The following is a 13579-nucleotide window of genomic DNA, read 5'->3' as shown; positions in this document are numbered from 1 at the left end:
GCGTGCTAACTTGTGGAGTATTTCCTGCAGGGTTTTGTGCCACACAGCGCTACCGAGTTATCGCAGGACATAAAGAGCTTCGAATGACAGACGAAACGGCCCCAAGCAGTAACCCCTTTAGGGCGTTTATAAGGCATCCTTTGTTGTCTGCAGCAGCAGTGTTCCTCGTATCGTTTGCACTGTGCACTATTCTTTTATTCTATGAGGCCAATCGTCTCAAAAGCCTTCGTCAATACAATGCCCTCACCGAGATGCTGGCCATTAAAGCTCGCCTAGAAGGCTTAATGACCAGTAATAGCATGATGCTATCAGGCTTACATACTAATGTGATGCTTGAGCCCAATATGGAAGCTAGCAAATTTGAGATGCTGGCCAAGGGTTTAATGGGGCATAGCACCCAAATGAAAGGGCTAAGTTGGATACCGGTGGCAAGCGGCACGCTTAAGCTGGATAGCCGCCAAGGGCGCAGCCAAGGGCACCCCGCATTAGATTTAGAGATTTTTGAAGCGGCTATAAATCGCGCTATTGATAGTCGTCACTTGCTTATTGCAGGGCCAGATTTACACGAAGATAAGCTCTGCCTATATATGCTGTTGCCGGTGTACCAAAAGGATGTCTTGCTGGGCATGGTGGTTGGTGTGGTCGATCACAGTGCCATGCTGTCACGTGCTGGAGTGGATTCACCTAATTTGCCAGAGGATGTTGCACTGCGTTGGTTGGCCGATGATGGTTCACCAGCGCAGGTTTTCTTTGGGGATGCCTCTTCTTTTAGCCGCTCCAGTGTGCAGCTCAATATCGAATTGCCCAACGCACGTTGGCTGGCAGCGGTGGATGTTGATAAAAGCAATTGGGCTTCCGCTGGATTTCGTTTAGCCATGGCGGCTGCTTTTGGTTTATTTATTTCGAGCTTGTTTGCTTTGGCCGCTTATGCAGTGGCGAAAAGTTATGCACGCCGAGAACAAGCCGTGCAATCGGCTAATTATCGAGCCAACTATGATGCGCTCACAGGGCTAATTAACCGCAATTTTTTCTCGAACCAATTGCAACAAGCCATTAACTCCCATACTCGCTTAAAAAGAAAATTTTCCTTGATGTTTATTGACTTGGATTTCTTTAAACAGGTGAACGATACCTGGGGGCACCGTGCGGGTGATGAGTTATTGCAGGAGTTGGCAAGCCGATTAATGGGCTTTGTGCGCAAAAGTGATGTTGTGGCTCGCTTGGCGGGTGATGAGTTTGTTGTCCTAATGCATAACGCCGAAAGTGCTACCCAGGTTGATTTGCTGGCCAATAGAATTTTGGGCTATTTAAACCAACCCTACGATATCGCTGGGCAAAAGCTTTCAGTGAGTTGCAGCATTGGTATCGCCGTCTTCCCGGATGATGGGCAAACCGCCGAAGCAATCTTGAGTCATTCCGATACTGCTATGTATGCGGCGAAGCGCGCTGGGCGCAACCGGGTGACCTTCTTTAATGATGCTATGCGAGATGAAGCCCAGTATCAATTACTAATGCACAATGAAATCCTTAATGGCATAGAGCACAATGAGTTTGATGTCTTCTATCAGCCTATTATGCATGTTGATTCAGCTAAAGTGACTAAATGTGAGGCTTTGATTCGTTGGCGTCATCCAGAGAAAGGTTTTATCCCGCCTAATGAGTTTATTGGTGTTGCTGAAAATACCGGTGCTATCCGATCGATAGGGCGTTGGGTTCTAGAGCGGGTATGTAAAGACTATAAACAGTGGCAGTTGGCGGGCTTAGATATTTCGGTTTCTATAAACCGATCCGTCAGTGAGTTCTACCCGGCAGGTTCCCATAGAGAATGGGAAGAGCTGGTCTCTAGTCACGGTATCGATCCTGCAAAAATTATTTTTGAAATTACTGAATCCTTATTTATGGATGGTAATGAGTCTCCGGTAGATGAGCTAAAGCAAATGCGAAGTAATGGTTTTCGCTTTGCGATTGATGATTTTGGTACCGGTTATTCAGCTATTAACTATCTGCGCAACTACCCAGTAGATTTTATTAAAATCGATCGCTCTTTTGTGATGGATATTCTGGATAATACCCAAGACAGAACCTTGGTCGAGGTAATTATTAAAATGGGTAAAGCTTTGGGCATCGGTGTGATAGCTGAGGGTGTGGAAAATATAGAGCAGTTGCAGGCCTTAAATGTCTTTGATTGCGATTATATCCAAGGCTTTTATTTGGCCAAGCCTATGCCGATGCAAGACTTCGTTCAATTTTGCGAAGCTTATCGCCGTGGTGAGCTTGAGTTAAGTCCTGCCTGATGTCAAAGCAATACTGGAACAAGTTTTATCAAGGTTTAAATACTGATCAAGGTATTCCTTATGAACCTTGGTTGGATTCTTTAATACTTCCTCAATTGTTATCGCTTAATGAGCAATCTTCCGCATTGGATATTGGATGCGGCTTGGGTTTGGATAGCGCTTGCTTGTCTAACTTGGGCTTTAAGGTACTGAGTAGCGATATCAGCGAATCCGCATTGCAGCAGGCGAAAGATTTAGGGCATGCAAAGGACGTATTGTTAGCCGATGCCGAAAGCTTGCCTCGTGTCTTAGCAGATAAGGATTTTGATTTTATCTTGGCGAATCTTTCCTTGCACTATATGCCCCATGAAGCCTTGCAGAAAACACTACTTGGCTTGGTAAGATTACTTAAAACACCTGGCCAGTTTGTGGCACGTTTTAATCATCGAAGTGATATTAATTTTGGTGCTGATAAAGCGGATGAGCGAGGTTACTTTCGCCGAATGGAAGAGGGCGAGGAGACCTTGAAGGTTTTTTATACCGAAGAGGTGTTGCGCGATATCTGTATAGGGGTAGCAGGAGAGCTGGAGGTACTTTGCCCCAAGAGGCACTACAGCTTTGAAATCGCTGAAGCGGATTGCCAAAACTTTGGCCGCCCTAAGCGGCTATTAACCCTTACTTGGTCCTGCTTGCCAACATAGGCTCCGATCTGGGGTCAGAACCCAAGGGTTCTGACCCCGCTTTCGGAGCCTTGGGATTTTCTTTTCGAATAAACCAATCTGAGTAATCCTTTCCACAGCAAGTTGCATTTGATTTGGCGCTGATACTAATTTGTATTGAACGGGGCTTGCTTCGATTAGGAGTGTTGGGATTGTAGATCTCGGCTCCGATCTGGGGTCAGAACCCATGGGTTCTGACCCCGCTTTCGAGGTCGAGTTTTTAGGGTTTAGGAAAGCGTGTGGCGAAGGGCTCAAGTTCGAGCTTGCTGCTATTAGCAACGAAAGCTACTAAATGGTAATTGGCCACTAATGCAAAAATTTCCAATTGCTCGTCTTTATTCCAGTGTTGGCTAAAGTTCGGGTTCTCATCATAATTGATGCGAGCCTTATGAATCAGTTGGTCTACCAAGCTGATTAACTCGGCCTCTTTTTCTGGCCAGCAATCATCCAGCCCTGAACCAAGATACAAACTATTTATCTGATCTTCATTTAGATCAGCTTTTACTGCAAAGCCCACCACATGAACGCCCCACTCGTATTCACAATCAAGTTGGGCACAGCAGCGTAAGATTATGATTTCACGCTCACGCAAACTTAGCGGGCTATTTTTATCCAGCAAGTTTTTCGGGCCGCTGTAGGATAAGAAACGCTCGCTGTTGGCGAAGACTCGAAACAAGGCCAGTATATAGCCGTCTATATCGGGGTATTTCTTTAGAGTCTCACTAATACTGGCTGGGTAGGGCGCCTTCAGTGGGCTGAGTATCTCGCTCATTGGCTTCTCCTTTGTGTTCAAAATAAAGCTTTCGTTAGTTTTTTGCTACATAATGTGTAGCAAATATAGTTTGCTGGTTTTTAATTTGCTACACTTTATGTAGCAAGATTTGTAAAGATTCCCGTGGGTCTTAGTAGAGAGATGTTTTATGAGTACAAATAACTCGTCACGGCCCATTATGCGTCTGTTGGATGTCCTGGGTCAGAAGTGGGCCTTGAGGATTTTATGGGAGCTACGTAATGAACCGATGAACTTTAGGCAGCTGCAGGCCCGTTGCGATGATTTGTCGCCGACCAGTTTGAATCGCAGGCTTAAAGAGTTGCGGGAGTTGGGTATTGTTGAGCATGATGAAGAGGGCTTTGCGTATTCTTCTGCAGGGGCAGAGCTAGTGGAGCAGCTATTGCAGCTGAATATTTGGGCGGATAAAAATTTGTAAAGGCCATAAAATCGCGGCTTCGATTTGGGGTCAGATCCCGAGGGATCTGACCCCGTTCGGGGCCGACCCCGTTTTCGGAGCCGGGCTATTGGGGCGTTGCTCTTCTTTTCGAAGGGATTGGTTCGATGAGGCTAGAACGCGAAAGTGTTTTTGTGGTGTGATTATTGGTTCGTTCTAGAGGGCTTTAATTAGACATTCTCGGCCGGTAGATTGCGGCTTCGATATGGGGTCAGATCCCGAGGGATCTGACCCCTGTTCGGAGGGGGATTTAGATGCACTTTAGGTAACTGCTGTATTCCAGCTGGGTTACTCGGCTGTGGAATTCATTTAGCTCTTGGCGTTTGCACAAGGCGTAGCGGTGGTGGAAGGTTTCACCGAAAGTCGCTGGAATAAACTCGGACTGTTCAAACAAGCTTAAAGACTCTGGCCAAAATTGCGGCAGGCTTGGCTCGACTTGGCTATAGGCGTCACCTTCGATAGGTGCATCCGCTGGTAATTTCTCTTCCATACCCTTTAGAGCACCGGCCAAAATGGCAGCCAATAATAAATAGGGGTTGCAGTCGGCGCCGCCAATGCGGTGTTCGATACGACGAGCTTTGGCATCACCTGCTGGTACGCGTAAAGCTACAGTGCGGTTTTCATAGCCCCAGCAAGGTGAGGTAGGAGCATGACAGCCGGCTTGAAAACGACGATAGGAATTTAAGTTAGGTGCAAAAATGGCCATGCAATCTTTCATGGTTGCGGCCGTACCGGCAATAGCATGTTGCAAAGCCGCACTGCCTTTTTCACCGCCGTCGCTAAAGATGTTTTCGCCATCTTCATCGATGCAACTAAAGTGGACATGCATACCGTTACCAGCCTCATCACCAAAAGGCTTGGCCATAAACGAAGCAATATAACCATGCTTGCGACACACCTCACGAATAACACGCTTTAATAAAAACGCAGCATCGGCAGCGGCTACAGGATCTGGCAGGTGGTTCAAATTAATTTCATATTGCGAAGGTGCCGCTTCTTTCACAAAAGTATCGGCAGGTAGGTCTAGCGCTTCACAAGCGCTACGCAATTCATCCAACAGCTCGCGCTGCTCAATCATGCTGTCTAGATGGTAAGGCTGGCCACCTAAACTTGCAGAACCGTCGGCTTCCACACTGCTGTGCTGTGGGCTGCCGTCGGCATTTAATTCGGCTTTTAATAAAAAGAATTCCATTTCGACAGCAACCACAGGGCGCAAGCCCTTGGCGGCATACTGCTGGCTAATATTGCTCAAGATAACACGCGGGTCGCTATCGTCATCTTGGGCATCCATATCAGCCATGGTGATTTGCATTTGAGCCGTGCCTGGACGCCAAGGTACGCGTTGTAAGCTTCCTGGCACGGGTAAGCAAAGGCCATCGGCATCGCCAGTGGCGAACACGATCTCTTCTAAATCACGCCCCCAAACATCCATGCTTAATGCGGTAACGGGCAGCTTTAAGTTACCCTTAAAAACTTTTTCCAGGTTTTCTCTTGGAATCAGTTTACCGCGTAGCAAGCCATTGTAATCACAAAGAAAAACTTCAATGGTATTAATGTCGGGGTTAGCCGCTAGAAAATCCCTAGCTTGTTGTAACTGGGGATCTATCGAGCTGGATGTGTTCATAGCAATGCCTTTGGCATGGAGCATTTCGCCAATGGCTGGCTTCGTGCTCCGGGTTTAAAACAAATTAAAAGTTGTAGCTGAACTCAACACCAACGGTGCGTGGCTTAGATACCCAAACTTGAGTATTGTTAATGCCGTAACCGTATTGGTTGTTCAAGTCACCATTTGCCCAGCCACGCTCGAAGTACTCTTCACTGAAGATGTTCTCTACCCAAAGTACCGCGCTCCACTCAGCTTCGGCATCGTAACCAATGCGAAGGTTTGTTTCGTGGTGGCTGTCCTGGGAAACTTGCGGGTTGTTGTCCAAGTCGCTGTACTGCTTACCTTGGAAGAAGTGTTCAACAGTAACGTAAGCTTCACCGGCTTCCATTGGCATGCTGTAAGTCGCCACAGTAGAGGTGCTGAACTTAGGTGAGAATGGCAACTGATTGCCTTCACAAGCTTCGTTACAAGCGGTGCCTACAACGTCGGTGTCATCAGAGATTTCAGTATCCTGATAAGACGCGGTGAAGAACAAATCTAAGTTTTCATTTGGCAAGTAGCGAATGTCTAGCTCGAAACCGGTACCTTCAGCTTCACCTAGGTTCTCAACCTTGGTGGCACCGTTATCAAAATATGACAACTGCAAATCTTCGTAAGTATAAGAATACAAAGCGAAGTTTGCCTGTAAGGTGTTTTCTAACAACTTGGTTTTAATACCAATCTCAAAGCTGTCTACAGTTTCTGGTGCAAAGGCTTCTGGCTTGGTACCCGGATCGGCTATGCCGTCTTCATCGTTATCAACCAAGATCGCACCGTAGGTCGCGTAACCACCGGACTTATAACCCTGACCATAGTTGGCATATAGGGTAATTTCATCGCTTAGCTGGTAATTGGCAGCAATACGTTGGGTGGTGTCACTCCAAGTTTGCTCGTCGTAAACGAACTCTGGAATTACATATTCAAAGTTAAAGTTGTTACCTAAATAACCACCTGAGTCGGCTACACGAATACCCATTTCTTTAGTGTCTTCGGTGTAACGAACGCCGTACATGATGTCTAGGTTTTCAGCTGGAGTCCAAGTTAGATCGGCAAATACCGCCCAACCATCAGCTTCAACTTTGTTGTAAATATCTTCACGCTTGCCATCTAGAACAGAGTCACGAGCTTCGGCGATATCGTCAGCGCTAGGCTCTTCTTCTAGCCAGTAGCGTAAGAAGTTTGGATCAGCACAGCCGCCAGTTACCGGGCCATCAAAATCTGGGGAGTCGGTACGACCAATTGCATTACATAGTGCATCTTCGTCCGCGATGGTGCCGGTGTTGGCATCGATGCTTTCTTTGTAGTAGCTCGCGCCCAAGAAACCCACTAGGGTATCGCTGGCTTCAAAGTTTAAGCGTAGCTCTTGGCTAAAGTAATCAACATCGGTATCTAGGAAGAAGTTGTCGATCAAAGTCGGGCGGGCGTCATAATCTTCTACGTAGTAGAAGTTATAAGTTTTCCAGCCAGTGATCGAAGTTAGGCTCATGCTTTCATTAAGATCAATCTCAACATTAGCGGTAATGTTGGCGATCTCACCTTCATCGATAGCGTCTTTGCCTTTTAGATCTTGGCTAACTTTATCTTTGGGTAGGCCAAGGGTTTCGTCCCAGTAAATGGAAGAGTTCTGCTCGCGGTCTTCATACTGAGCAGTAATGGTGGCATCAACGGTATCGCCAGAGTAACGCAAAGCAACACGTGCAGAGCTGCGATCGTGGAAACCAAAGTCATCACCACCTTGGATGTTTTCTAGGTAACCGTCTTCGGTTAAACCGTAAACACTGGCGCGCATGGCCCAGTTTTCACTTAGCGGTACGTTTACAGTGCCGGTAGTATCAAAACGATTGTATTCGGCAATGCCTACTTTTACCTTGCCTTCAAACTCGTCCATTACTGGTTTTTGAGTTTTGATGCTTACTGCACCGGCAATAGCATTACGACCAAATAGTGTGCCCTGTGGGCCCTTTACCACTTCGGCGCCAGCCATATCGTAGAAGGAGCTCTGTACACCACCGGTACGACCGGCCCATACACCGTCAACAAATACGGCTACTGATGGGTCACCGCCAACACCAAAATCGTTGGTGCTAATACCGCGCATGGCCATTGCATCAGAGAAGCTGTCTTCAGTGGCGCCACTGAAGCCTGGTGACAATACGACGAGATCGCGAACGTCTTCAACGCCGGCTCGCTCCATAAAGTTCTGGCTAAAAGCGTTTACTGCTAATGGTACGTCTTGCAGGCTTTGTTCACGCTTCTGGGCGGTTACAACAACTTCCTCAATTTCCACTGCGGCTGCAGACATACTGCTTGCAGCAATCGCCACAGACAGAAGGCTTTTGGAAAAATATTGCGTAGTTTTGCTCATGGGTAGACTCTCCACTGGAGTTTTATAGGTGTTATTTTGGCTGTGACCTAAGCTCCAGGGCTTCGGCCTTTTTGCGCAAACGCATTATTAAAATAGTCTAAGCTCGCGGGCTTGCTGCACTTGATGTAGCTGTGCCCAACGAGCTTTGGGGGCCTGTTAACAGGCCTTATGACATCCTAGCGCTGTGAGTAAAGCAAACAATGCCCCGTTTGGGGTAAGTGCTTCATTGGGATTGGCGGTTTGGGGGCGCTTCAGCCGTATAAAATACGGTTAGCTATCGTTATCGCTGGCCGCTTCGGGTTTGGCGAAATAGCTCGCTAGCGGGTCTTCCCCGGGGGATTGCTCAAAATGAGAAAGGGAGTTTAAAAATAAGGAGAACAGCTCGGTTTGGGAGCTAACATCGAGTTTTTGATACATATTCTTGCGATGACGGCGCAAGGTTTCGGGCGAGATACCAAGCTTTTCAGCCGAAAGATTGGTGTTGTGGCCTTGTAGCATCAAGCCCAAAACGTCTTTCTCGCGCCCGGTTAGCAGCGAACGGCCAAACAGGTCAAAAGCTCGATGCACACTTTTGTTTACACCACGCACATCGATGCGCTCACCCTCCATTTGCACCAAATTGGCCAAGCGCGCATGTAATTGGGAAAGGCTACGAATGCTCGGCTCGATTTCTTGTAAAAAGCCCAGCTCCTCCTCGCTAAAGGCCCGGGTTTGCTTATTGCGCATTAGGGAGATGTGCAGGCAGGCATCATCATCCAGCTCGATGATATAGGCGATTTCATCGCTGGTATCCAGCTGAGCATAGTAGCTGCGGTAATAATCGCTCTGTTTAAAATGCGAGGCGCTGATCTCGGTAATGCGATAAACCCCAGGGGATTTTTGATTCTTAATGCCGGAAAGGTAAAAGGGGTCGAGTAAATAGCCACCATCGATATAGCGATCGATTTGAACATCAACTTCTTCACTGGCGATCTCGTAGTAGATGGCCTCAGGGGCGAGATCCCGGCGAAACATCCATATTTGGGGGTGATCCACTTCTAAGTGCTGTTGCAATACAGCCACCATTTGTGGAAAGAAAGCCTCTTCACCACAGTGGTCTACAATTTGAGCCAAGGCCTGGTTCCATTGGGCTAGGTTAGGCAGCGCGGTAGGGCTATTGGCTTGATCTGGCATGATTTGTAGGTTCTGGCGTTTGTTTATGCTTATGGTATTTACTCAATCTAATCTTGCGCTGGGGCCTTGTCAAATCCTGCTTTCGTGGCCACGCCCCGCTAATTGATTGTTTTTAAAGGCGAATGACAGGGCAAGGGCAATTTGCTGATTTTCATTGGCCTACCCCAGTTGGGGTGTTGTTGCCAGGCACTTGTTTATGATCCCATAAGCGGGTAATCCACGAATTGTATCACCAAGACCCTATCATCAAGGCACCCGCTAGCAAAAGCATGGTGCCACGGGCTGAATTGGAGAAGAGAATGAGCGAAGTACGTAGCACCGCCCAATGGCAGGAATTGGATGCCAAGCACCACCTGCACCCGTTTACCGATTTTAAAGAGCTGGCCGAAAAGGGCAGCCGTATTATCGTTAAGGCCGATGGCGTTTATATCTACGATAGCGAAGGTAATCAGATTCTAGACGGCATGGCCGGCCTGTGGTGTTGTAACCTAGGCTACGGTCGCAAAGAGATTGTTGAAGCAGTAAATCAGCAGCTAACAGAGCTGCCGTTTTACAATAACTTCTTCCAGTGCAGCCACCCGCCTTCAATTGAATTGTCGCGTCTACTGACTGAAATCGCACCTGAGCATATGAACAATGTGTTCTATACCAACTCTGGTTCAGAAGCGAACGATACCGTTATTCGTATGATCCACCGCTATTGGGATCTGCTAGAGCAGCCAGAGCGCAAGACGATCATTGCTCGTAAGAATGGCTACCACGGTTCTACCATCGCTGCAGGCAGCCTTGGTGGTATGAATGGCATGCACAAGCAATACGCGACCTTGCCTGGCATTGTTCACATCGATCAACCTTACTGGTTTGGTGAAGGTGGCGATACTGACCCAGCTGAATTTGGTGTTCAGGTTGCCCGCCAGCTAGAAGCTAAAATTGATGAGCTAGGTGCTGATAAGGTTGCCGCATTTATTGCTGAGCCAATCCAGGGTGCCGGCGGTGTGATTGTTCCACCAGAATCTTACTGGCCTGAGATTTCACGTATCTGTGAAGAAAAAGGCATTTTGTTGGTATGTGATGAAGTGATTTGTGGCTTTGGTCGTACTGGTGAGTGGTTCGGTTCTACTTACTACGGCGCCAAGCCAGATCTAATGCCATTTGCTAAAGGTGTTACTAATGGCTACCAGCCTCTTGGTGGTGTAATGGTTTCTGATCGCGTTGCTGATGTTCTAAAAAGCAAAGGCGGCGAGTTTACCCACGGCTTTACTTACTCGGGTCACCCTGCAGCTTGTGCGGCGGCCATCGCGACCATTAAATCTTTGCAAGAAGGCAAGCATATCGAACGCGTTCGCGAAGAGACTGGCCCTTATTTGCAAAAGCGCTGGGCTGAGTTAGCTGAGCATCCATTAGTTGGCGAAACTCGTGGTGTAGGTTTCTTGGCGGCTCTAGAGCTAGTAAAAGATAAAACAACGCGCGAGCGTTTTGACGATGATTGTACCGCAGGTGCAATTTGTCGAGATGCCTGTACCGAAAGTGGTTTGGTGATGCGCGCCGTTGGCGACATGATGGTGGTAGCGCCACCGCTAACGCTCACTAAAGAACAGATTGATGAGCTGGTGGAGAAGGCGAAAAAAGCCTTAGACATCACTCTAAGCAAGTTGACTTGATGTAGTGCATTAGCCCCAGCCTGAAAAGACTGGGGCTTTTTTTATGCCCCTTATTTGTGGGGTGTAGCATAATAACAACACAAACTATAAAAGCCGCTCAAGCGGCATCTAAGCGATAGATTCAGGTACCTCATGAGCAAGCATATTAAATCTCTCCGATTACCCGACCTAACTCTGTTTACCGTTTCGGCCATTTTATTATTAGACACATTGGCGGCTGCTGCTGCGGTGGGCGTGTCGAGCATTTTTTGGTGGCTGTTTTTAGGTTTAATCTTCTTCTTACCTTTTGGTTTGATCAGTGCGGAAATGGGTACCAGCTACCCAGAGCAGGGTGGTGTATATGCCTGGGTGCGAAATGCCTTTGGTAAGCGCTGGGGATCGAGAATCTCTTGGGCCTATTGGGTAAATACCGCTCTTTGGAATCCGGCTATTTTTATTCTTTTTGCAGGTGTCTTTAAGCAACTGTTTGCTCCTGAACTATCGCTCGCGTGGCAGATAGGGATGGGGATTGCGCTTTCCTGGGTGGCCGTAGTCATTAATGTTATGACTCTCAATATCGGCAAGTGGGTGCCCAATTTGGGGGCTATTCTAAAGATCGTGATTTTTGCTGCCTTGATCATAGGTGGCTTGGTGCATGTACAAAACGAAGGCATGGCCAATGAAATTAACCTAAGCACGATTGCGCCGAATTGGAGTAGCAGCTTGGAGTATATTCCAGCCATCATCTACGGCATGCTGGGCTTCGAGCTGATGAGCTCCAGTAGTGAAGAAATGGAAAACCCTGCGCGTGATATTCCAAAAGCAATTTTGATTTCGGGCTTAATTATTTTAGCGTTTTACAGTTTAGGTACCTTCGCTGTTTTAGCGGCGGTTCCAGTTGCCGATGTGAACTTAGTGGAAGGCTTAGTGGATACCTTAAATATGCTGTTTGGTGGCTCAAGCTTAGGCTCGGCTTTCGTGACGGTGTTAGGTATTGCGGCTTTATATACCTTCTTCTCAAATGGTGTTACTTGGGCGATGGGTTGTAACCGCTCAATGGCCGAAGCCGCTATTGACGGTGAATTGCCAAAAATTTTCGCTAAAGAGCATGAACGATTCGGCACACCTGTTGGGGCCGCTATTGCGATGGGGGTGGTAAGCACTGTGGTGCTATTGCTGTATGGATTGATGGCTTCTTCCAATGAAGATTTATTCTGGTCATTGTTTTCCTTCAGTGCGGTTATCTTCTTACTAACCTACATTGGCATGATGCTGTCTTTCTTAAAGCTACGTCGTGATGATGCTGATAGAGAGCGTCCATTTAAAGTGCCAGGCGGTCCTTTTGTGGCACGTTTGTTGGCTTATCTTTGTTTGGCTGTCATCGTATTGGCAATCGTGTTATTTATCTATGTACCTCAAGAGGGCATGCAGTGGCCGGTATTGATTGGCACCATTGTGACTATGTTATTAGGTGAAGTTTTGGTTCGAGCAGCTGAAAAACAAAGTCACTAACTACTAAAATTCTTGTTCTTTTAAGCCGGCGGATACCGCTTGTCCGCCGGCCGAATCCTGCCCATTCTCAGCGTATTACTACTCTGAAGCTCGTATTAGCATTAACAAGACTGTTGCCTGAACCCCTGTAGATTGTTGTTTTTAATGGCAATTATCAAAAACTCAAAATATCACTTTCCAATATGGAAAGTAATGGCTATAGTTACTTTCCATATTGGAAAGTAACTGTGTAGGAGCGAGCGAATGAGTAATAACGAGTCTATCGATGCAAAAGCCGCCCAGGCGGCCTTGAATGAAATTGAAAGCAGCCAAAAAAATATGCAGAAGGCCTTAAGAGTGCCCCTGTGGATGTCGGCCTGTATTAGCATTAGCTATGGTTTTATTGTGTTTGGCTGGGGGATGACCGAGCACGATAACCTCTGGGCCTTGGCCATGTGGATTGGGGGCGCCTTGTTTTTTGGTTTTGTCTTATTGGCGGTTTATAGCGCTAAGTTGCTAGGAATGAAGATAAATATTCTGCCTAAAAGCAGCAGTGGGGTAATGTTTCACCTGTTCAGCGGTATCGCGTTTGCGCTTTTATTAATTGCTGGAAGGGAGCTGCGTTTACTCGGTTTTGAGTTTGCGCCTTTTGTATCCGCATTCTTATGTGCCGCGTTGATGATGTATTTTCAGCATTGGCATCCCGCAGGGGAGCTGCAAAGGGCTGGGAATAACAATGAGTAAACTGGATACGGTTATTCATGCGCCGAATCGCTTGCAGATATGTGCTGCTCTATCTACGGCCTCGGAATTGGAATTTAAGTTTCTAAAAGAGCAGCTGGAAGTGAGTGATTCGGTGCTATCGAAACATTTAAAAACTTTGGAAGAAGCAGGCTATATCAGCATTACCAAGCGCAGTGATTATGCGCGCCCGCGTAGTTGGATCGCTTTGACATCTGTGGGTAGGCAAGCCTTTGGTGGCCATGTGGCGGCATTAAAAGAAATTGTCGCTGAGTTAAACGATTAATTTGAAAAAATCGTTAAACA

At 47.2% G+C, this 13579-nt stretch carries 11 protein-coding genes; 7 read left to right on the top strand and 4 right to left on the bottom strand.

Annotated elements, in window-relative coordinates; genetic code table 11:
- Positions 1-83 precede the first annotated feature (83 nt).
- Both Q1A41_RS12225 and Q1A41_RS12220 read left to right on the top strand, forming a co-directional pair.
- Positions 84-2294, top strand: coding sequence for an EAL domain-containing protein (locus tag Q1A41_RS12225; protein WP_299979232.1), 2211 nt, complete (start codon positions 84-86; stop codon positions 2292-2294).
- Complete coding sequence (locus Q1A41_RS12220) at positions 2294-2974, top strand: class I SAM-dependent methyltransferase (protein ID WP_299979230.1); 681 nt, start codon at positions 2294-2296, stop codon at positions 2972-2974. Before Q1A41_RS12225 ends, Q1A41_RS12220 begins: the two co-directional genes overlap by 1 nt.
- Positions 2975-3212: 238 nt before the next feature.
- Here the strand turns inward: Q1A41_RS12220 and Q1A41_RS12215 are convergent, their stop codons facing one another.
- Positions 3213-3764 (bottom strand): carboxymuconolactone decarboxylase family protein, encoded by a 552-nt coding sequence (locus Q1A41_RS12215; protein ID WP_299979227.1) that lies wholly within the window; start codon positions 3762-3764, stop codon positions 3213-3215.
- 148 nt (positions 3765-3912) lie between these two features.
- Here Q1A41_RS12215 and Q1A41_RS12210 point away from each other — a divergent pair, with 148 nt between their 5' ends.
- Positions 3913-4200, top strand: coding sequence for a helix-turn-helix domain-containing protein (locus Q1A41_RS12210; RefSeq protein WP_299979224.1), 288 nt, complete (start codon positions 3913-3915; stop codon positions 4198-4200).
- A 268-nt stretch (positions 4201-4468) separates the two neighbouring features.
- Here Q1A41_RS12210 and Q1A41_RS12205 read toward each other — a convergent pair whose 3' ends face one another.
- From Q1A41_RS12205 to Q1A41_RS12195, 3 genes are all read right to left on the bottom strand, one after another.
- On the bottom strand, positions 4469-5842 hold the full coding sequence (locus Q1A41_RS12205) for a glutamine synthetase family protein (protein ID WP_299979221.1): 1374 nt from the start codon (positions 5840-5842) through the stop codon (positions 4469-4471).
- A gap of 64 nt (positions 5843-5906) precedes the next feature.
- Positions 5907-8228: a TonB-dependent receptor gene (locus tag Q1A41_RS12200; protein ID WP_299979218.1), complete on the bottom strand. Its 2322-nt coding sequence runs from the start codon at positions 8226-8228 to the stop codon at positions 5907-5909.
- 270 nt (positions 8229-8498) lie between these two features.
- On the bottom strand, positions 8499-9401 hold the full coding sequence (locus Q1A41_RS12195) for a LuxR C-terminal-related transcriptional regulator (protein WP_299979215.1): 903 nt from the start codon (positions 9399-9401) through the stop codon (positions 8499-8501).
- A 299-nt stretch (positions 9402-9700) separates the two neighbouring features.
- Here Q1A41_RS12195 and Q1A41_RS12190 point away from each other — a divergent pair, with 299 nt between their 5' ends.
- The 4 genes from Q1A41_RS12190 to Q1A41_RS12175 all read left to right on the top strand — a co-directional run bounded on the left by Q1A41_RS12190 (position 9701) and on the right by Q1A41_RS12175 (position 13559).
- Positions 9701-11062, top strand: coding sequence for an aspartate aminotransferase family protein (locus tag Q1A41_RS12190; protein WP_299979212.1), 1362 nt, complete (start codon positions 9701-9703; stop codon positions 11060-11062).
- 132 nt (positions 11063-11194) lie between these two features.
- Positions 11195-12553 (top strand): APC family permease, encoded by a 1359-nt coding sequence (locus Q1A41_RS12185; protein ID WP_299979210.1) that lies wholly within the window; start codon positions 11195-11197, stop codon positions 12551-12553.
- A 243-nt stretch (positions 12554-12796) separates the two neighbouring features.
- Complete coding sequence (locus Q1A41_RS12180; RefSeq protein ID WP_299979207.1) at positions 12797-13276, top strand: hypothetical protein; 480 nt, start codon at positions 12797-12799, stop codon at positions 13274-13276.
- Positions 13269-13559, top strand: coding sequence for a transcriptional regulator (locus tag Q1A41_RS12175; RefSeq protein ID WP_299979204.1), 291 nt, complete (start codon positions 13269-13271; stop codon positions 13557-13559). Before Q1A41_RS12180 ends, Q1A41_RS12175 begins: the two co-directional genes overlap by 8 nt.
- The last annotated feature ends 20 nt before the right edge of the window (positions 13560-13579 follow it).

Origin of the sequence: uncultured Pseudoteredinibacter sp. (genome assembly GCF_947502065.1) — a bacterium.
Lineage (GTDB): Bacteria > Pseudomonadota > Gammaproteobacteria > Pseudomonadales > Cellvibrionaceae > Pseudoteredinibacter.
Note: the sequence above shows the minus strand (reverse complement) of the source record. Positions and strands in the feature narration are given on the sequence as shown.